The following is a 16702-nucleotide window of genomic DNA, read 5'->3' as shown; positions in this document are numbered from 1 at the left end:
CCCTACGCGCCATAAATCGTCTAATAAACTATCTGGGTTTATTCAATCAAACTTGCACAGGAGGTTCGATGGCCGCACTAACCCAGTCCCAGCTAGATCAACTCGCCAAAAGGCTGAACGAGGACAATCAGGCGCTGTTGCGCGAAGTGCGCAATGAACTGGAAAATTCGGGCGATCGGCATCGTATCGACCTGCTCAACAGCGAGCCCGGCGACACTGGCGACGAGTCGATGGCCAACGCCCTGGCGGACTTCAACGTGGCGATTCTGGACCGCCATATCCGGAGCATGCGCGACATCGAGGCCGCGTTCCAGCGCATCGGTAATGGGGAATACGGCGTGTGCAGCGACTGCGGAAATGACATCGATTTCGCCCGCCTGCAAGTCTACCCGACCGCCAAGCGCTGCATCGTGTGTCAGGAAAAACATGAACGTGAATTTGCACAGGAAGGCCACCCCAAAATGTGATCCGGTCAGGCATGATCGACCAAAACGGAAATTACGCGATGCCGGAATTGAAAGAAGAGCTGCCTCAATTGGTCCGCAGTCTGCGTGATCCGGTCTGCTACGACCATGCGGCAGGCCCGGTCCGGGTGATCGAAACCCATATTTCCTGGGTCCTGCTCACCGGCGAATTCGCCTACAAGGTCAAGAAGCCGCTTAACCTCGGCTTCCTCGATTTCAGCAGCCTCGACAAGCGCCTGCACGCCTGCTGCGACGAAGTGCAGCTCAACCGGCGGCTCGCGCCGGCCATCTATCTCGACGTCGTCCCCATCACCGGCTCTCCGGCCGCCCCGCGCGTCAACGGCAGCGGCGAGACGTTCGAATACGCGGTGAAGATGCGTCAGTTTCCGCCCGACGCCACGCTCGACCGGATCGACGCCGAAGGCGGATTGACCGCGCACCACGTCGAAGCCATCGCCGCCACCCTCGCGCGCTTCCACCGCGAAGGCTGCGCACGCGCCGCGGCAGACAGCCCCTGGGGGAGCCCGGAGAAAGTCTGGCAGCCGGTGGCGCAGAACTTCGCGCAGATCGCGCCGCGCCTCGACGAGCCGGCCGACCGGCAGGGTCTCGACGCCCTGCAGCGCTGGAGCGAAGCCGAGCACGCCAGGCTCGCCCCGTTGATGGCCGCGCGCAAGCGCGACGGCTTTGTGCGCGAATGCCACGGCGACCTCCATCTCGGCAACCTCGCCTGGGTCGACGACCAGCTGCTGGTGTTCGATTGCATCGAATTCAATCCCGAACTACGCTGGATCGACATCCAGTCAGAAGTCGCATTCTGCTATATGGACCTGCTGCAACGCGGCCATGCTGGGTGGGCCTGGCTCTTCCTCAATGCCTGGCTGGAGCAGACCGGCGACTACCCAGGGCTCGCGCTGCTACGCTACTACGCGGTGTACCGCGCGCTGGTGCGCGCCAAGGTGGCGGCCATTCGCACCGCGCAGACCGCCGGCCCCGAACGCGACGCCGCGCTCGCCGGGGTGCGCACGCTGCTGGACCTGGCCACCGCGCTGACACGCCCCCGGCCCGTCCGGCTCGACATCACCCACGGTCTGTCGGGTTCCGGCAAGACCACCGTCACCCGCAAACTGATGCAGGCAGCGGGCGCCATCCGCCTGCGCTCCGACGTCGAACGCAAGCGCCTGGCCGGGCTCGACGCCCAGGAGAAAAGCGGTTCCGGCGTCGGGCAACAACTCTATGCGGCCGACGCCACCCGCCACACCTACAACCATCTGGCGCGCCTGGCAAACGGCATTCTCGACGCCGGCTGGCCGGTGATCGCCGATGCCACCTTCACTTCACGCTGGCAGCGCGACCTGCTGCGCGAAACGGCGCACACCCGCAAGGTCGAATTCCGCATTCTCGATTTCCCCGTCCCCGTCGCCACCTTGCGCAAACGCATCGTCCAGCGGTCACATGAAGGCAAGGATGCCTCGGAAGCCGATCTCGCGGTGCTGCAGCATCAGCTCGACACCGAGGAACCGCTCGGTGCCGACGAGCGGACCGATATCGCCAGCATCGACATGTAGTTGCGGCAGGCCGCAAACGGTGGGTGCTCGATTGCCAGCATGATGAAATATCCCGTGTGAATGGTTCTTGCGCGGACGACGGGGTGCGCCCACCCGGCGGCCTTGACGGCAATGCACGGGATAAGACACCATTTGCGATGGCCGGACGGCGCAATGTCATCCGGCACCGCACCCAATATAAAAATATCCTTCATGAGAAGAACGGGCATGCACAACGAAAACGGCGGGGAAGCATAAATGCAGAGAATCTTCTCCCCTGCCATTTTCATGCTGAATCGCCTGAACTACACCAAGAAATTCACACTGCTGTGGGGGGTGTCGCTGATTGCGATTGGCGTGGTGGTGTACAGCCTTTTTGTCAACCTGGACCGTGTCATTCAACCCTCGCAACAGCGGCTGGAAGGCCTCGCGCTGATCGAGCCGGTCACCCGCACCACGCAGGCCCTGCAATTGCACCGCGGGCTCTCGGCCGCCCTGTTGAGCGGCAACGCGTCCATGCGCGACCGGTGCGCTGCCCAGGAAAAGGAAGTCGCCAATGCCCTCGGGATGCTGGAAGAGAAGCTTCCCCCCGCCCTGACCGGGACCAAAGACTACCGCCGCATCCGCACCGACTGGGCACGACTGCAAAAGGAAGGCCTGTCATTGACCGTGGCCGACAATCTTGCCGCGCATACCGGGCTGATCGAGCATCTGCAATTCTTCGAACAGCTGGTTTCCGAGAAACACCTGCTGGGCATGGATACGGATATCGCTGCGTATTACCTGACCGACATCGCCACCAGCAGGCTGACACAGGTGCTGGAAAAGCTTGGCCGCCTGCGCGCCTACGGCACGGGCGCACTGACCCGATACGCGCTGACCGGAAAGCGGCTCAACGAGGACCAGCGCGTCGAGCTGCGGGTGATGATGGCCGGACTGGACGACGCGCTGCGGCATTTCAACCTCGGCATCGACAGTATCGGACGCCACAATCCGGCCATACATGGCGCGCTCCAAGCGGTATCCCGGGATATCGACAGTTCGGTCCAACTGGTGACCGGGCTTGTGACAACGGGCATTCTCTCCGGCCGCTTTGCCCTCCCGCCTGAAACCTTCCTCAATGCCGCCACGAAACAAATCGACCGCAGTTATGTGCAACTGTACGATGTCCTGCTGCCGATGGCCCGGAACCTGGCTCAGACGCATATCGACCGCGCCAGGCAGGAATTGTTCGCCAGCGTCGGCATCTCCCTGCTGGTGTTCCTGCTGGCGGTCTATCTGTCGGTCAGCTTTTACTACGCGATTGTCGGCAACATCCAGTCGATCGCCCACGGTGCGCGCGTCTTTGCCGGCGGCAACCTGGACACGCGCATCGAACTCGGCACGCGCGACGAACTCAGCCAGGTGGGCGACAGCTTCAACGAAATGGCCGACGGGTTCAAAGCCCTGCTTGAAACGCACCGTGAAGGTGAAGCGCGCCTGCGCGCCATCATCGAGACCGCACTGGATGCCGTGGTGCAGATGAACAGCGAAGGAATCATCACCGGCTGGAACAGCCAGGCGGAAAATATTTTCGGCTGGACACACGGGAATGCGCTCGGGCGGCCACTCGGCGAAACCATCATTCCACCCCAGTATCGCGAGGCCCATGAGCAGGGGCTGAAGCATTTCCTGCGCTCGGGTGAGGGGCCTGTCCTGAATTCGCGGATCGAACTTGTCGGGCTGCATCGCGATGGCCATGAGTTCCCCGTCGAATTGGCCGTCGTGCCGATCAAGGCGAAGGGCACACACGAATTCAGCGCTTTCATCCGCGACATCACCAGCAAGAAGGAATCCGAGGAGCTGATCTGGAAGCAGGCCAATTTCGACACCTTGACCGGCCTGCCCAACCGCCACATGTTCCACGACCGGATGGAGCAGGAACTCAAGAAAGCAGATCGCGCCGAACTCGAAATAGCCCTGCTGTTCATCGACCTCGACAAATTCAAGGAGGTCAACGACACGCTGGGGCACACCATGGGCGACATCCTGCTGCAGGAAGCCGCGCGCCGCATTGGCGGCTGTGTGCGCGAGACCGACACCGTGGCACGCCTGGGCGGTGACGAGTTCACCGTCATCCTGGCCGAGCTTGGCGATCCAGGCAGTGTCGAGCGGGTCGCGGAAAATATCCGGCAAAGCCTGGCCATGCCGTTTCTGCTGAGAAATGAAATAGCCTACATATCGGCCAGCATCGGCATCACGCTCTATCCCAACGACGCCACCAATGTGGACGATCTGCTCAAGAACGCCGACCAGGCGATGTATGCCGCCAAGAACGAAGGGCGCAACCGCTTCAGTTATTTCACCCCGTCCATGCAGCAATCCGCACAGGCCCGGCTGCGTCTGACCAACGATTTACGCGGCGCCCTGGAAGCCAACCAGTTCAGGGTCTATTACCAGCCCATCGTCGACCTGGCTAGCGGCCGCATCCACAAGGCAGAAGCGCTGATCCGCTGGCAGCACCCGGAACTCGGTATGGTCAGCCCGGCGCAGCTTATCCCGCTGGCCGAAGAGAATGGCTTGATTGTCGAAATCGGCGACTGGGTATTCAAGGAATCGGCGCGCCAACTGAAACACTGGGAAGCGTTGTACAACAGCAGACTTCAGGTCAGCGTAAACCTGTCGCCCGCACAGTTCGGCGACGCCGGCTGCCTGTACAAGGCATGGCTCGTTTATTTGCAGGAGCTGGCGCTGCCGGCGCAAAGCCTGGTCGTTGAGATCACCGAAGGCTTGCTGCTCAATTCCGAAACCGGCGTCACCGACGAGTTGCTCGGATTCCATGACGCGGGCATTCAGATCGCAATCGACGACTTCGGAACAGGCTATTCGTCGCTGTCCTACCTGAAAAAATTCGATATCGATTATCTGAAGATCGACCAGTCGTTCGTGCGCGACCTGGTGACCGACCCGAATGACCGGGCATTGTCCGAGGCCATCATTGTGATGGCGCACAAGCTCGGCCTCAAGGTGATCGCCGAAGGAGTGGAAACGGAAGCGCAGCGGGCGCTGCTGACCCAGGCAGGCTGCGACTATGCGCAAGGATATCTATTCTCCAGGCCACTGCCTGCCGACGAATTCGAGGCCTTGCTGAAGCGGTAGCCGTCCAGCTGAATTGCTCAGGAAAACCGAACCTGATTCCCGTCCGAATCGTAGGCCAGATACTGGGAAACCGCGCCATTCAGGATGGAATCGACCATCTTTTTCAGGGGCGTCTGCGCATCTTCGGTACTCGGCATGACGCCTGCACGCCCGGCCAGGCAGGCGACAAACACGATTTTCCAGTCCAGCCCGGTTTTGCGTGATTCCTCGACCAGATCGGAAAAATCACCCAGCTCGTCCAGTGCTTTGTCGGTGCACATTTTGGGGGTCAACACCCCCCCCTTTCCGGCTTTGAAACGCTGCGTCTGGGCTTCGGTATAGCCTTCCGGCAGTTCGGATTGCGTAAAAACGAAAAGAAGCCGTTGCGGTTCCGGCTGCTGCCTGGCGGCGTTTAACAGATCCGGATAATTCGAGATGTTCATGTAGGTTACCTTGTTTCAGGACTACTGGAATATAAACGTCCCCGACAAAATTTGAAATCCATATTGGCGTCGATGAGCGAATCCGGAGCGAATGCAGGCAACGATCCCGCAAAACTTTACCTGACGGCTGGTCTGGTTACTCCTTCGCCCTGGGGGCTGCGCGGGACTCACCCCTACCACCACCCGATGATCCCGCACATGGCGCAGTTCCTGTTTGGTGCAGGCAGGACTGTTGGCGATGAACCCAGCAGCAGACGGAAGCGCTCCCCGCTTTCGCGCAGGGCCGCCAGCGACGCGCGATGGTCGATGGCAAGGCCAGGATCGGTGGCCGGTTTTTCCAGTCGCTGCGAACATCCACCCGCGCGGGATCGTCCCGAACAAAGCCGGCCTCGGCCGCCGGACGCACCGTTACACCGTCCTCATCGAGCATTTCGTTCATCGCCGCAATCGTCCGCAGGAACAGATTGCGCCGCTGCATGACCAGCGCCAGCGCGTGGGCCTGTTCATCCTCACCGGCGTGCAGCGTGCGACCGGCCTTGCCTGGCGGATTCGACGATCGGTGAGCGGGGCGGGAACACGGGCCATGACGGCTAAGTATCGGTATCGGAGTGACGGCATCCTACCCGGCAAGCGCGGTCACGCACACAGTCAATAATGTCCGGTACGGCCGGTGCGAATGGCTGAACAGGACCCCGTGATGGACAATGCTTTTATCTCGGGAAGCGACCGTTGGTAGAAGCGAACGGCGCGGCTGGTGCAAGCCGGCCTTCCACCACCGTGCCGCACTATTTATCGCGGTACCACGCGGGCGTTCTCGCCGCTGCCCTCGATACGTACATTCATGCCTTCCCGCAGGCGGCCATCCATCGGCTGCGTAATCGTTACGCGCCCCCCGGTCACCATGTTGACGGTGATCCGCTGCGCATCATTTTTGGCCATTTTGCTCTCGGCATAGGTGCCGGCCACACCGCCCAATACTGCACCCGCCATTGTGGCGGTGGTACTGTCGCCCACCCCGGCGCCAAGAAGGCCGCCTGCAACCGCGCCCACGGCCGTCCCCACCCCCAGCTTGTAGTTGCCGTCCACCTCGATGTTTTCCAACTGCGCGATGGTGCCATCGCGATCCGACTGGCGCGTCGCCGTGATATCCGTCTCGCCATATTTCGTTCCCCCCAGGCTGCCCGTTTCGGCGCAGCCCCCCACTAAGGTTGCACACAATATCAATGGCCATGCAATTCGATATTTCATGATCAAACTCCTTCTTGTTGATCTGGAGTGTTCAGTCTAGGAAATAATCCTATAAACCGCGAGTGTGCTCACCCAACAGGTGAATGTGATCGATGGCACTCAAGCAAGCATTCATGGGAAATTCCTGCGAGCAATAAGCGGTCAACTGCAGTTTTCAGGATAATTGAACAGAAAACGCTACAGCCAGGTTGCTGCGGCAAATTCATGTGGCCGTTCACGTGCGCGGCCCGGTAATATGGCAGGAAAGATTCACGGCTTTCAACTTGACATCCCCACAGACGCCCCGTCCCCTCAAGTCCACCCCGTACAGAAAACCCTGCTCATGAACGATCTGGCGCAACAATTCGGACTTTCCTTCCTGGCCGCATCCTGGCTTCCCCAGGTGTTGACGGTGATTGCCGCCGTTGCCACCATCAACATCGGTGCCTACTACCTGCTGCGCCACATCGAAAAGGTCGCCGCGCACACTCCGGTTGTTTGGGACGACGCCCTGATCAAGGCCACCCGCAAACCCCTGACCCTCATCATCTGGGTGATGGGTACAACTTACGCCATCCAGATCGTGCACCAGCATCTCGGTACCCCCGTCTTCGATTTCGTACTTCCTGCCCGCAACTCGCTCATCATCGCCGCACTGGCCTGGTTCCTGCTGCAGCTGATCAGCCAGGCTTCCCGCAATTTCCTCACCCGCAGCGCCGCAACGGGAAACAGGATGGACTTCACCACCGTCGACGCCCTCTCCAAGCTGGGCCGGGTCTCGGTCATCGTCGTGGCCACCTTGGTCATTCTGCAAACCATCGGATTCAGCATTTCCGGCGTGCTGGCCTTCGGCGGCATCGGCGGCATTGCCATGGGCTTTGCGGCCAAGGATATGCTCGCCAACTTCTTCGGCGGCCTCACCATCTACCTTGACCGACCGTTTACCGTGGGCGAATGGATCCGCTCGCCGGACCATCAGATCGAAGGCACGGTGGAATACATCGGCTGGCGCCACACCCGCGTGCGCGCCTTCAACAAGAATCCGATCTACGTGCCGAACGCCCTGTTCACCACCATCGTGGTGGAAAACCCCACCCGCATGACCAACCGGCGCATCAAGGAAACCATCGGCATCCGCTACTCCGACCTCGACAAAATGGCCGCCATCGTTGCCGACGTGAAAGCCATGCTGCAGGCCCACCCTGAAATCGACCCCAACGCCACCCTGATCGTCAATTTCAACGAATTTGCTGCGTCGTCACTGAATTTTTTCATCTACACCTTCACCAAAACCGTCCAGTGGGTGTACTTCCATGAGGTCAAACAGGATGTACTACTGAAAGTCGCGGCCATCATCCAGGCCCATGGCGCGGAAATCGCCTTCCCCACCCGCACCCTGCATATCGAACCCGGCCCGTGCCTGGAAACGCCCCCGCAACTGCCAGGCTGAGCTTGCAGGAACCCGATGCTGAGACCGTCATTGCGAGTACCCAGAGGGCATAAACTCGCGCGGCAATCCAGCGTATCGATCAAGAGGCTCATGGCGCGTGTCGTCAGCTTGATCGCCTCCCGACAGGTCTGGCAAGCCGCCGCCACAGCTAATCCCACAACAGGCGCATGCCACCGCCAGCCAGCATTAGACAAAGTCTAAATCAATGCGTATCATGTACAAATGCTCTACACACGAGACAATATGATCGGCCTTTTGCGTGGCCACGACATCAATCCGACCCACCAGCGGATCGAGATTGCATACGTACTGTTTTCGCGCCAGGAACACCTCTCGGCCGACCAGGTGATGGCGTTCGTCAACACGCACCATTCCGAGACGTCCAAGGCCACGGTCTACAACACGCTTAAGCTATTCGTCGAAAAAGGCCTGGTACGCGAACTCATCGTCGACCCCAGCAAGGTGTTTTACGACCCCAACACCCATCCGCATCATCATCTCTACGAGATCGACACCGGCAAGTTGTCCGACATCGGTGCCGAGTACATGCAGGTTTCCGGCCTGCCGCCATTGCCGGCAGGAACAGTGATCGAAGGCATCGACCTCATTGTGCGTGTCCGCCTCGCAAGCTGACATTCCTGCCCGTTGATGAAGCGGGTTCTCATCGCTCCCACCCTGCTCGACGCCCAGCTGGCTGTCGATACGCTATCCAGCCTCGGCATCGTCACCCATATTTTCAACGCCAACGCCGCCGGTGCACTGGGCGAGGTGCCCTTCATGCAGGTGCAGCCCGAAGTGTGGGTCGACGACGATGCGCAGGAAGCGCGTGCGCGTGGGGTATTGGCCGGCTTGCGCAACGCGCTGCCGCGCAACGAAAAAACCTGCGCCCATTGCGGTGAGCTCAATCCCGGGAATTTTCTGAGTTGTTGGAAGTGCGGGCGTGCGCTGCCTGATTGAGCCGCGCGAGGTCAGGGTGATAGCGGGTCTTGTTTCAGTGCTTCGAGGTGGTCCTGATACTGGCGCATAAAAATCCGCTCCAGTTCGTCGATCGCTTCTGCCGCTGCCACGCCATGAATCAGGTGGCGGGTCATCTGCGCCGATGCTTCGTGGAAAATCCGGTTGCGCTCCAGCATCGGATAGGTTTGCATCAAACGCTGAATCGCCTTGACCACGTTTTCCTGCTCGGGACGTGGAATCGGCAGCGGCTCCGAGGGGGGCGCCGCGGCGATCTCGCCGCCTTCCTTCTCAGCCAGAAATTCGGCGTATTCCAGCAAGGCCTGCTGCCGTGTTTCCGACAGCGCACGGAATATCGACAGCAGGCGCTTGCTGTCGCGCATCAGCGGCTGCGTCCCTTATTCGGGCGTTTCAGCGAAGTGATATCGAGATTGCACTGCTGGAACTTGTTGTCGACAAAGTTGATGAAGGCATCGAGCAGCTTGCTGCGGAATTTTTTCGGTGCGTAGACCATGGTCAGCTCGCGCGTCAAGCGGGGGGTCAGCGGCACCGCGACCAGCGTGCCGAGCTGGATTTCCTTGGTGACGGTGGAAGCCGACAATATGGCCACGCCGAGATTGGCCTCGACCGCGCCCTTGATCGCCTCGCGGCTGCCAAGCTCCATTTCGATGTGCAGGTCGTCGGGGTTGACGCCATGGTCCTTGAAGAAATCGTCCACCACCTCGCGCGTGCCCGAACCGTGCTCGCGCGACACGTAGGGCTGGTCGGCGATATCGCGGGCGTTCACGCTCGAACGCGAGGCCAGCACATGATTGGGTGAACAAATCATCACCAGCTCGTCCTCGCAGCACGCCAGCGTGGTCAGGTTGGGGTTATGCGACGGCGCTTCGATCAGGCCGACATCGAGCGAATGGTCACCCACTTTCGCCGCCACGGTTTCCGAGTTGGCTACGGTCAGACGCGCCTGCACCTGCGGAAAACGCTCCTTGAATTCCCCCAGGATGCGCGGCAGCAGGTATTCGGCAATGGTGGTGGAGGCGCCGATCATCAAGGGCCCTGTCACCTGTCCGGTCAGTTCGCCCACGCGCGCCTCCATCTCGGCGGTCAGGCCCAGAATACGCTCAGCGTAGCCTAACACCAGATCGCCTACCGGCGTCATCGAAATCTTGCCGTGACTGCGCTCGAACAAGCGGGTGTTGAAATGCTCCTCCAGCTGCTTGATCTGAAAGGTCACCGCAGGCTGGGTCATGTAAAGAACATCCGCAGCTTTGGTGAAGCTGAGCTGCTTGGCAACAGTGTAAAATACTTGAAGTCTGCGGTCAGCCATAAATCCCCGCCCCCGGGTCAGAAAAGCTTTTTATCTAACCACAAACCTGCCCGTGTTGAAACATTCCCATCACCAACCCACTGTATTTTATGGCCTTTTGCCAGCGCCTGGGCGCCTGCCCGACACCCCTCTCCGCCGTCCCTAAGTGAACCGCGCGTTTTACACCATCCTGCTGGCGCAGTTCCTATCCGCGCTGGCTGACAACGCCTTGCTCTTCGCGGCCATCGGGCTGCTGCTGTTCTTCTCGGCTCCGGAATGGTTTTCACCGCTGCTGCAGACGGTTTTCGTCGTTGCCTACATTTTGCTGGCGCCGCTGGTTGGGCCGTTTGCCGACGCCCTGCCCAAGGGCCGCGTCATGCTGATCGCCAACACGATCAAATTCGCGGGCTGCCTCATCATGCTGGCCGGCCTGCACCCGTTGCTGGCCTACGCCATTGTCGGCGTCGGCGCGGCCATGTATTCACCCGCCAAATACGGCATCCTCACCGAACTGCTGCCGCCCGAAAAGCTCATCGTCGCCAACAGCTGGATGGAGGGCACCACCGTTGCCGCCATCGTGCTCGGCGCCATCGTCGGCGGCGCGCTCATCAACCCGCAGCTGGCCGAAGGCATTCTGGTCAACATCGGCCTGGACAGCCGGCTGATCGCCCCAAAATTTGCCATCGCCGCCATCACCAGCCTGTATCTCGGCGCCGCCATCGTCAACCTGTTCATCCCGCACCTGCCGATCGACCACAAACTCCCCAGCCGGTTGCCGCTGTTCATCCTGCATGACTTCTGGCACAGCTTCAAACTGTTGTGGCGCGACCCGCTCGGGCAGGTTTCGCTCGCCGTCACCACCCTGTTCTGGGGCGTCGGCGCCACCCTGCGCCTGCTCATCATCGCCTGGGCCGCACTCAACCTGAAATACGGACTCGACCAGGCGACTCAGCTCACCGCCGCCACTGCGTTCGGCATCGCCATCGGTTCCGTGCTGGCCGGCAAATTCGTCAGCTTGCAGCGCGCCGTCAGCGTCCTGCCCGCCGGCATTCTGCTGGGCTTCGTGCCGATTGCGCTGATCTGGGTGGAAAGCCTGTTGCCCGCCGTGTTGCTGCTAACCCTGGCGGGGGTGCTGGTGGGCTATTTCGTGGTGCCGATGAACGCCCTGCTGCAGCATCGCGGCCATTTGCTGATGGGTGCCGGCCACTCCATCGCGCAGCAGAATTTCAACGAAAATATCAGCATCCTGCTGATGACCGGCGCCTACGCCCTGATGGTACGCGCCGACTGGCACATCCACACCATCATCTGGGTATTCGGCCTGTTTATCAGCAGCGTGATGAGCGCCATCTGGCTACGGCATCGCAATGATGTCGTGCATTAACCCGCATTCTGCGACTTCACCACACTCATCGCCCCCGCAATCAGCGAGCTGATGTCCGCCATGTTGGATGGCACGATGAGAGTATTGCCGGTCCTGGCGATACCGGCGAAGGCATCGACGTATTTTTCCGCCACTTTCAGATTCACCGCATGCATGCCGCCGGGCAGTTCAACGGCACGTGCGACACGGGCAATGGCTTCGGCGTTGGCGGCGGCGATGGCCTTGATCGCCTCGGCCTCGCCCTGGGCGACGTTGATCGCCGCCTGCATCTCGCCTTCGGATTCCTGAATGGCGGCATTGCGCGCGCCAGTGGCGATATTGATCTGCTCCTGCATGCGGCCTTCGCTTGATGCAATCAGCGCGCGCTTTTCGCGCTCGGCGGTGATCTGCCGCTGCATGGCGTGAAGAATTTCCTTCGGCGGCGTGAGGTCCTTGATCTCGTAGCGCAGCACCTTGACGCCCCAGTTGGTGGAAGCCTCGTTCAGCGCCAGCACCACGCCGCGGTTGATGTCGTCGCGCTCTTCGAAGGTGCGGTCCATTTCCATGCGGCCGATCAGCGAGCGCAGGGTGGTTTGCGCCAGCTGCGAAATCGCATCGATATAGTCGCTCGACCCGTAGGATGCCATTTTCGGATCGGTGACCTGGAAGTACAGGATGCCGTCGACCGCCAGCTGGGTGTTGTCGCGCGTGATGCAGACCTGGCTCGGCACGTCGAGCGGGATTTCCTTCAGCGAATGCTTGTAGGCGACAGTGTCGATGAAAGGAATCACGAGGTTGAGGCCCGGCACGAGCACCGCGTGAAACTTGCCGAGGCGTTCGACCACCCAGGCGTTCTGCTGCGGCACCACGCGCACGCCCTTGGCGACGACGATAGCAATGACGGCAAGGATGACCAGTGCAACGATATCCATCTGTTATTTCTCCCTTTGTTTATCTGTTCCGCGACCCGTGCTTCAGTTGCCCAGAATCAGCGTATTGCCTCTTACTGCCCGAATGATCAGCGGACGCATAGTGTCGACGCCGGCCGACTCGGCCTCGGCGTCCCACAGCGCGCCGCGGTATTTGGCCTGGCCACGATCATCCTGCCAGAACTCGATCTGCACGCTCTGGCCGATGTCCATGTCCTGCACGGTGGATTCCGGGTGGCCGGTACTGCGTTTCCAGCGGCGCAGGGCCAGGGTGCCCAGCACGGCGATCGCACCTGCGGTCACCAGCTGCGCCAGCGTGCCGGCGCCTAACCAGGCGGCCACGCCTGCGGCGGCTGCGGCGAGACCGTACAGCAGCAGGTAAAACGTCCCACTGGTGAGTTCAACGCCCACCAGCACCGCCGCCAGGATCCACCACGCTACATAAGCCTGCATCTCATCTCCTCACAATCACGGGCCGATTCGCCAGCTCGTCCGGATTATGCCCGGACGGCGGAAAATGCGCTGCCAGCAGCGCACCAATCTGCTCGATCCCCGCCAGCGCACCGTGTTCGAACTCTCCCTGCCTGAATGCGGCCTCCATCGTTTGCGCCACCGCCTCCCAGGTTGCCTGGTCCACCCGCGCGGCGATGCCGCGGTCGACCACGATTTCGATATCGTGGTCGGCCAGCAGCAGATAGATCAGCACGCCGCTGTTGTGCTCGGTATCCCACACGCGCAGGTTGGAAAACATCCCGATCGCGCGTTCGCGGCTGCTCATGCCGCGCCAGGCCAGGGTGCCGGGCAGGCTGTTCTCGATGGCGAAGCGGATTTCGCCGCCGTGGCGGGTTTCGCTCACCCGTATCGCGGCCTCGATGGCATCGAGCGTGGCCCGCGGAAACGCGCGCCGCCACGCCCACGGCGGCATGAAAAAATGCCTCGCCAAACGTTTGATCCTAAGAACCATAGTTGGGCGTGCCCGATGGTGCGTTTGTGGGTGTGTCTGCCGCGAAGCAACGAGGCGGCAGGCCGGTGCCTGCAACGAGGCGCGAGAGCGGAGTCGTTGCCGCTTTAGCGGCTTTACGAATCCGGCCTACTCCTTGCGGGTACAAAGGCAGGCGCGCGCACAAACGTGCCAGCGGGTACGTAGCGTCATTACCTGATGGGTGAATCGTATCGAAGCGGAAAAGACAAATATTCATGAGAGCCTCATTTAAGGTAACAAGCGGTCAACTGTGGTTTTTAGGATCGTATTCACCATGAGCCCGATGCGCCCCCGCCGCCGAATCCGCCTCCACCGCCGCCCCAGGAACCGCCTCCCCTGCCGAATCCACCCCCGCCGCCGCTGCTCCAGCCGCCGCCGTGGCGGCCTCCACCGGCGACCCCGGCGAACACGAACACGGCGATGAACAGCAACAGCGGGGTGAATCCCAGCAGCATCGCCCCCACTGCCCCGCTGCCGAGCGCGGCGACCCCGCCCGCGACCGGACGGCTCATCAGCAGGGAGAGCAGCCAGCCGGCGACCATACCGCCAACGATGAGCATAACGAGGGCGCCATCGTCGCCGTTGCTGCCCGCCTCGCCGGGCGGCGGCAACGGCTCGCCCTCGATCACCCGCATCAGCTGCTGCACGCCGGCGTCGATGCCGCCATAGAAATCGCCCGCCTTGAAATACGGGGTAATGGTTTCGGCGATCACCCGCTTGGCGATGGCGTCGGGGATCGCGCCCTCCAGCCCGTAGCCGACTTCCAGCCGCAGCATGCGGTCGTCTTTGGCGACGATCAGGATCACGCCGTCGTCGATTTTCGCGCGGCCGATTTTCCACTGCTCGGCGACGCGGATACCGAACTGCGCGATGTCCTCGGGCTGGGTGGTGGGGACGATGAGGACGGCGATCTGGCTGCCCTGTTGTGCTTCGAACGCAGCCAGCTTGCCTTCCAGCGCCGCGATCTGGGCGGCGTCGAGCGTGGCGGTGAGGTCGGTGACCCGGCGCGACAGCTCGGGCACCGCCACCTGGGCCCAGGCGGACAGCGCACACAGCAGCAGAAAGAAACCGGCCGCGAACGTCCGGGCCGATCGGCTCATCCGGGGATCAGTTGCCGACTGCCGGTGCGGGCGCACCGAAATCGACCTTCGGCGGCACGGCGATGGCTGCCTCGTTTTCCACCGTGAAGCTCGGCTTGGTCTTGTAGCCGAACAGCATCGCGGTGAGGTTGGACGGGAAAGCGCGCACCGTGACGTTATAGGTTTTCACCGCGGCGATGTAGCGGTTGCGCGCGACGGTGATGCGGTTCTCGGTGCCTTCGAGCTGCGCCTGCAGGTCGCGGAACAGGCCGTCGGCCTTCAGCTGCGGGTAGTTTTCCGCCACCAGCAACAAGCGCGAAATCGCGCCGGTCAGCTCGCCCTGCGCGGCGATGAATTTCTGGAACGCGGCTTCGTCGTTGACCAGCTCGGGCGTTGCCTGAATCGCGCCGACGCGGGCGCGCGCCTCGGTCACCGAGATGAACACCTCCTGCTCGTGCGCCGCGTAGCCTTTCACTACGTTGACCAGGTTCGGCACCAGGTCGGCGCGGCGCTGATACTGGTTCAGCACCTCGGCCCAGGTGGCCTTGATGTCCTCGTCGGTGCTCTGCAGCGTGTTGTAGCCGCAGCCGGAAAGGGCCAACACCATGAATGTTGCGAATAGCCATTGGGATACATTGCGCCACTTGAACATGTCAGCCTCCTGGGGGTGTTGTATGAGCTTAGTTTACGCCACGCCCCAGGTGGCAAACAGGGGGTCGGATTCGGCGAGACTGTCGGCGTAGCGGTCGTCTTTGGGGCGCTTGAGGCCGCGCTCGACATAGGTTTCCACCTTCCTGAAGCCGGCCTGCTTGATCAGCGTGCCGACCCAGGCCATGCGCTCCATCGGGTGCAACTGGGTCCACAGTTTGGTCACCTTGGGCGGGAAGTAGCGGTGCGACAGCGTCACCACCAACATCCCGCCCGGCTTCAACACCCGTTTCGCCTCCGCCACGATCTGATGCGGCTGCGTCAGGTATTCGAACGACACCGTGCACACCACCGCGTCGAAGCTGGCATCGGCAAACGGCAGTGTGGGGTCGGCGTTGATGTCCTTCACGATACGCTCGGCGAGTTGCGGATTGTCGGCCAGTTCCTCGGCGTTCAGACCCAGTCCCACGGCGGACTGCACCGTATCGGGCAGATGCGAGCGCCAGCCCGCCATCAGGTCGAGCACCCGCGCGTTCTCGGGCAGCACGGTGCGGTACAGCGCCTGGATGCGGCGCGCGCAAACGGCGTCGACGTGGCTGACTTTTCTGGCAATCGAGTAGAACTCGGTGTCGGGGAACTCATCCTCGCGGCTGAACGAATCCGGCTCCTCGAAGTCGGTCGGCATCTGCATCTGCGTTTCCATGCCGCTCCATTCCAGCAGCTGCGTGACCTTGCCGACCGGCTCGGTCGAAACATCGGCCTTGCCGCTGTCGATGCTGAAGATGCGGCCCTGCAGCGGGTGGCTGAAGTTGGCGACGAAGCTGGATTCGTCGAGCTTCGTCACACGGAACATCGGGCCGGGCGCTTCGTCGGCGCGCAGCAGCAGCGACGGATAGAAGCGTCCCAGTTTCAGCGGCGCGATGTCGCTGCGGAACGCCTCGTTCGGCACCTCGTGCTCGATCTTCGGCCCGACATCCATCTGGGCGTCAACCGGCGGCGTGTCGCCCGACATCCAGATCACCACCTGATGGCGGCCGAGGTCGGAAAAATAATTGACGCGAAAGCGTAGTGCGGAATGCAGGAGTTTCATAGGGCTCAGTTATCCGGATACAAAAAATCTCACCACAGAGGCACAGAGGGAATCTTCAAGGACGGGGCAGTTGATTTTTTTCTCTGTGCCTCTGTGCCTCTGTGGT

The 16702-nt window shown here is 61.5% G+C and carries 18 protein-coding genes; 8 read left to right on the top strand and 10 right to left on the bottom strand.

The window, feature by feature from the left end; translation table 11 throughout:
* Window positions 1–68: 68 nt before the first annotated feature.
* The 3 genes from ACZ41T_RS15185 (at window position 69) to ACZ41T_RS15175 (ending at window position 5146) form a co-directional block, all read left to right on the top strand.
* Window positions 69–467, top strand: a complete 399-nt coding sequence (locus ACZ41T_RS15185) for a TraR/DksA family transcriptional regulator (RefSeq protein WP_464922194.1) — start codon at window positions 69–71, stop codon at window positions 465–467.
* An 11-nt stretch (window positions 468–478) separates the two neighbouring features.
* Window positions 479–2029, top strand: coding sequence for a bifunctional aminoglycoside phosphotransferase/ATP-binding protein (locus ACZ41T_RS15180; protein WP_464922193.1), 1551 nt, complete (start codon window positions 479–481; stop codon window positions 2027–2029).
* A gap of 237 nt (window positions 2030–2266) precedes the next feature.
* On the top strand, window positions 2267–5146 hold the full coding sequence (locus ACZ41T_RS15175; RefSeq protein WP_464922192.1) for an EAL domain-containing protein: 2880 nt from the start codon (window positions 2267–2269) through the stop codon (window positions 5144–5146).
* 17 nt (window positions 5147–5163) lie between these two features.
* On the opposite strand, the gene ACZ41T_RS15170 is transcribed toward ACZ41T_RS15175, so the two are convergent.
* Complete coding sequence (locus tag ACZ41T_RS15170) at window positions 5164–5568, bottom strand: ribonucleotide reductase subunit alpha (protein ID WP_464922191.1); 405 nt, start codon at window positions 5566–5568, stop codon at window positions 5164–5166.
* A gap of 238 nt (window positions 5569–5806) precedes the next feature.
* Between ACZ41T_RS15170 and ACZ41T_RS15165 the strand changes: the two genes are divergently transcribed.
* A complete protein-coding gene (locus ACZ41T_RS15165; protein WP_464922190.1) occupies window positions 5807–6223 on the top strand; it encodes a hypothetical protein in 417 nt (138 codons plus the stop codon).
* Window positions 6224–6357: 134 nt separating this feature from the next.
* Here the strand turns inward: ACZ41T_RS15165 and ACZ41T_RS15160 are convergent, their stop codons facing one another.
* A complete protein-coding gene (locus ACZ41T_RS15160; protein ID WP_464922189.1) occupies window positions 6358–6816 on the bottom strand; it encodes an outer membrane lipoprotein in 459 nt (152 codons plus the stop codon).
* 235 nt (window positions 6817–7051) lie between these two features.
* Here ACZ41T_RS15160 and ACZ41T_RS15155 point away from each other — a divergent pair, with 235 nt between their 5' ends.
* From ACZ41T_RS15155 to ACZ41T_RS15145, 3 genes are all read left to right on the top strand, one after another.
* Window positions 7052–8245 (top strand): mechanosensitive ion channel family protein, encoded by a 1194-nt coding sequence (locus tag ACZ41T_RS15155; RefSeq protein WP_464922188.1) that lies wholly within the window; start codon window positions 7052–7054, stop codon window positions 8243–8245.
* Window positions 8246–8467: 222 nt separating this feature from the next.
* On the top strand, window positions 8468–8878 hold the full coding sequence (locus tag ACZ41T_RS15150) for a Fur family transcriptional regulator (protein WP_464922187.1): 411 nt from the start codon (window positions 8468–8470) through the stop codon (window positions 8876–8878).
* Window positions 8879–8893: 15 nt separating this feature from the next.
* Window positions 8894–9202, top strand: coding sequence for a putative signal transducing protein (locus ACZ41T_RS15145; protein ID WP_464922186.1), 309 nt, complete (start codon window positions 8894–8896; stop codon window positions 9200–9202).
* 11 nt (window positions 9203–9213) lie between these two features.
* Here ACZ41T_RS15145 and ACZ41T_RS15140 read toward each other — a convergent pair whose 3' ends face one another.
* Window positions 9214–9582, bottom strand: a complete 369-nt coding sequence (locus ACZ41T_RS15140; RefSeq protein ID WP_464922185.1) for a hypothetical protein — start codon at window positions 9580–9582, stop codon at window positions 9214–9216.
* On the bottom strand, window positions 9582–10526 hold the full coding sequence (locus ACZ41T_RS15135) for a LysR family transcriptional regulator (protein ID WP_464922184.1): 945 nt from the start codon (window positions 10524–10526) through the stop codon (window positions 9582–9584). Before ACZ41T_RS15135 ends, ACZ41T_RS15140 begins: the two co-directional genes overlap by 1 nt.
* A gap of 145 nt (window positions 10527–10671) precedes the next feature.
* Here ACZ41T_RS15135 and lplT point away from each other — a divergent pair, with 145 nt between their 5' ends.
* The gene (gene lplT, locus ACZ41T_RS15130; protein ID WP_464922183.1) at window positions 10672–11889 is read left to right on the top strand and encodes a lysophospholipid transporter LplT; all 1218 of its coding nucleotides are present in this window, start codon (window positions 10672–10674) and stop codon (window positions 11887–11889) included.
* Here lplT and ACZ41T_RS15125 read toward each other — a convergent pair.
* The 6 genes from ACZ41T_RS15125 to ACZ41T_RS15100 form a co-directional block, all read right to left on the bottom strand.
* Complete coding sequence (locus ACZ41T_RS15125) at window positions 11886–12800, bottom strand: SPFH domain-containing protein (RefSeq protein WP_464922182.1); 915 nt, start codon at window positions 12798–12800, stop codon at window positions 11886–11888. The two genes, lplT and ACZ41T_RS15125, sit on opposite strands and share 4 nt — an antisense overlap.
* A gap of 42 nt (window positions 12801–12842) precedes the next feature.
* Window positions 12843–13250 (bottom strand): NfeD family protein, encoded by a 408-nt coding sequence (locus ACZ41T_RS15120; RefSeq protein ID WP_464922181.1) that lies wholly within the window; start codon window positions 13248–13250, stop codon window positions 12843–12845.
* Between the two features lies 1 nt (window position 13251).
* Window positions 13252–13722 carry a TPM domain-containing protein gene (locus ACZ41T_RS15115; protein ID WP_464922180.1) on the bottom strand — a complete coding sequence of 157 codons (471 nt, stop codon included), beginning with the start codon at window positions 13720–13722 and terminating at the stop codon, window positions 13252–13254.
* A 326-nt stretch (window positions 13723–14048) separates the two neighbouring features.
* A complete protein-coding gene (locus ACZ41T_RS15110) occupies window positions 14049–14879 on the bottom strand; it encodes a TPM domain-containing protein (RefSeq protein ID WP_464922179.1) in 831 nt (276 codons plus the stop codon).
* A 7-nt stretch (window positions 14880–14886) separates the two neighbouring features.
* Window positions 14887–15510: a LemA family protein gene (locus tag ACZ41T_RS15105; protein ID WP_464922178.1), complete on the bottom strand. Its 624-nt coding sequence runs from the start codon at window positions 15508–15510 to the stop codon at window positions 14887–14889.
* A gap of 33 nt (window positions 15511–15543) precedes the next feature.
* Window positions 15544–16596, bottom strand: a complete 1053-nt coding sequence (locus ACZ41T_RS15100) for a class I SAM-dependent methyltransferase (RefSeq protein ID WP_464922177.1) — start codon at window positions 16594–16596, stop codon at window positions 15544–15546.
* Window positions 16597–16702 lie beyond the last annotated feature (106 nt).

Source organism: Thiobacillus thiophilus, from assembly GCF_055378705.1.
The sequence above is the reverse complement of the archived record's forward strand: the minus strand, read 5'-3'. Positions and strand labels throughout refer to the sequence as shown.

Bases quoted from the DNA above. Each gene is read 5' to 3' on its own strand.
- ACZ41T_RS15185 (WP_464922194.1), top strand. From the start codon at position 69: ATGGCCGCACTAACCCAGTCCCAGCTAGATCAACTCGCCAAAAGGCTG.
- ACZ41T_RS15180 (WP_464922193.1), top strand. From the start codon at position 479: ATGATCGACCAAAACGGAAATTACGCGATGCCGGAATTGAAAGAAGAG.
- ACZ41T_RS15175 (WP_464922192.1), top strand. From the start codon at position 2,267: ATGCAGAGAATCTTCTCCCCTGCCATTTTCATGCTGAATCGCCTGAAC.
- ACZ41T_RS15170 (WP_464922191.1), bottom strand. From the start codon at position 5,568: ATGAACATCTCGAATTATCCGGATCTGTTAAACGCCGCCAGGCAGCAG.
- ACZ41T_RS15165 (WP_464922190.1), top strand. From the start codon at position 5,807: ATGAACCCAGCAGCAGACGGAAGCGCTCCCCGCTTTCGCGCAGGGCCG.
- ACZ41T_RS15160 (WP_464922189.1), bottom strand. From the start codon at position 6,816: ATGAAATATCGAATTGCATGGCCATTGATATTGTGTGCAACCTTAGTG.
- ACZ41T_RS15155 (WP_464922188.1), top strand. From the start codon at position 7,052: ATGGCAGGAAAGATTCACGGCTTTCAACTTGACATCCCCACAGACGCC.
- ACZ41T_RS15150 (WP_464922187.1), top strand. From the start codon at position 8,468: ATGCTCTACACACGAGACAATATGATCGGCCTTTTGCGTGGCCACGAC.
- ACZ41T_RS15145 (WP_464922186.1), top strand. From the start codon at position 8,894: ATGAAGCGGGTTCTCATCGCTCCCACCCTGCTCGACGCCCAGCTGGCT.
- ACZ41T_RS15140 (WP_464922185.1), bottom strand. From the start codon at position 9,582: ATGCGCGACAGCAAGCGCCTGCTGTCGATATTCCGTGCGCTGTCGGAA.
- ACZ41T_RS15135 (WP_464922184.1), bottom strand. From the start codon at position 10,526: ATGGCTGACCGCAGACTTCAAGTATTTTACACTGTTGCCAAGCAGCTC.
- ACZ41T_RS15125 (WP_464922182.1), bottom strand. From the start codon at position 12,800: ATGGATATCGTTGCACTGGTCATCCTTGCCGTCATTGCTATCGTCGTC.
- ACZ41T_RS15120 (WP_464922181.1), bottom strand. From the start codon at position 13,250: ATGCAGGCTTATGTAGCGTGGTGGATCCTGGCGGCGGTGCTGGTGGGC.
- ACZ41T_RS15115 (WP_464922180.1), bottom strand. From the start codon at position 13,722: ATGCCGCCGTGGGCGTGGCGGCGCGCGTTTCCGCGGGCCACGCTCGAT.
- ACZ41T_RS15110 (WP_464922179.1), bottom strand. From the start codon at position 14,879: ATGAGCCGATCGGCCCGGACGTTCGCGGCCGGTTTCTTTCTGCTGCTG.
- ACZ41T_RS15105 (WP_464922178.1), bottom strand. From the start codon at position 15,510: ATGTTCAAGTGGCGCAATGTATCCCAATGGCTATTCGCAACATTCATG.
- ACZ41T_RS15100 (WP_464922177.1), bottom strand. From the start codon at position 16,596: ATGAAACTCCTGCATTCCGCACTACGCTTTCGCGTCAATTATTTTTCC.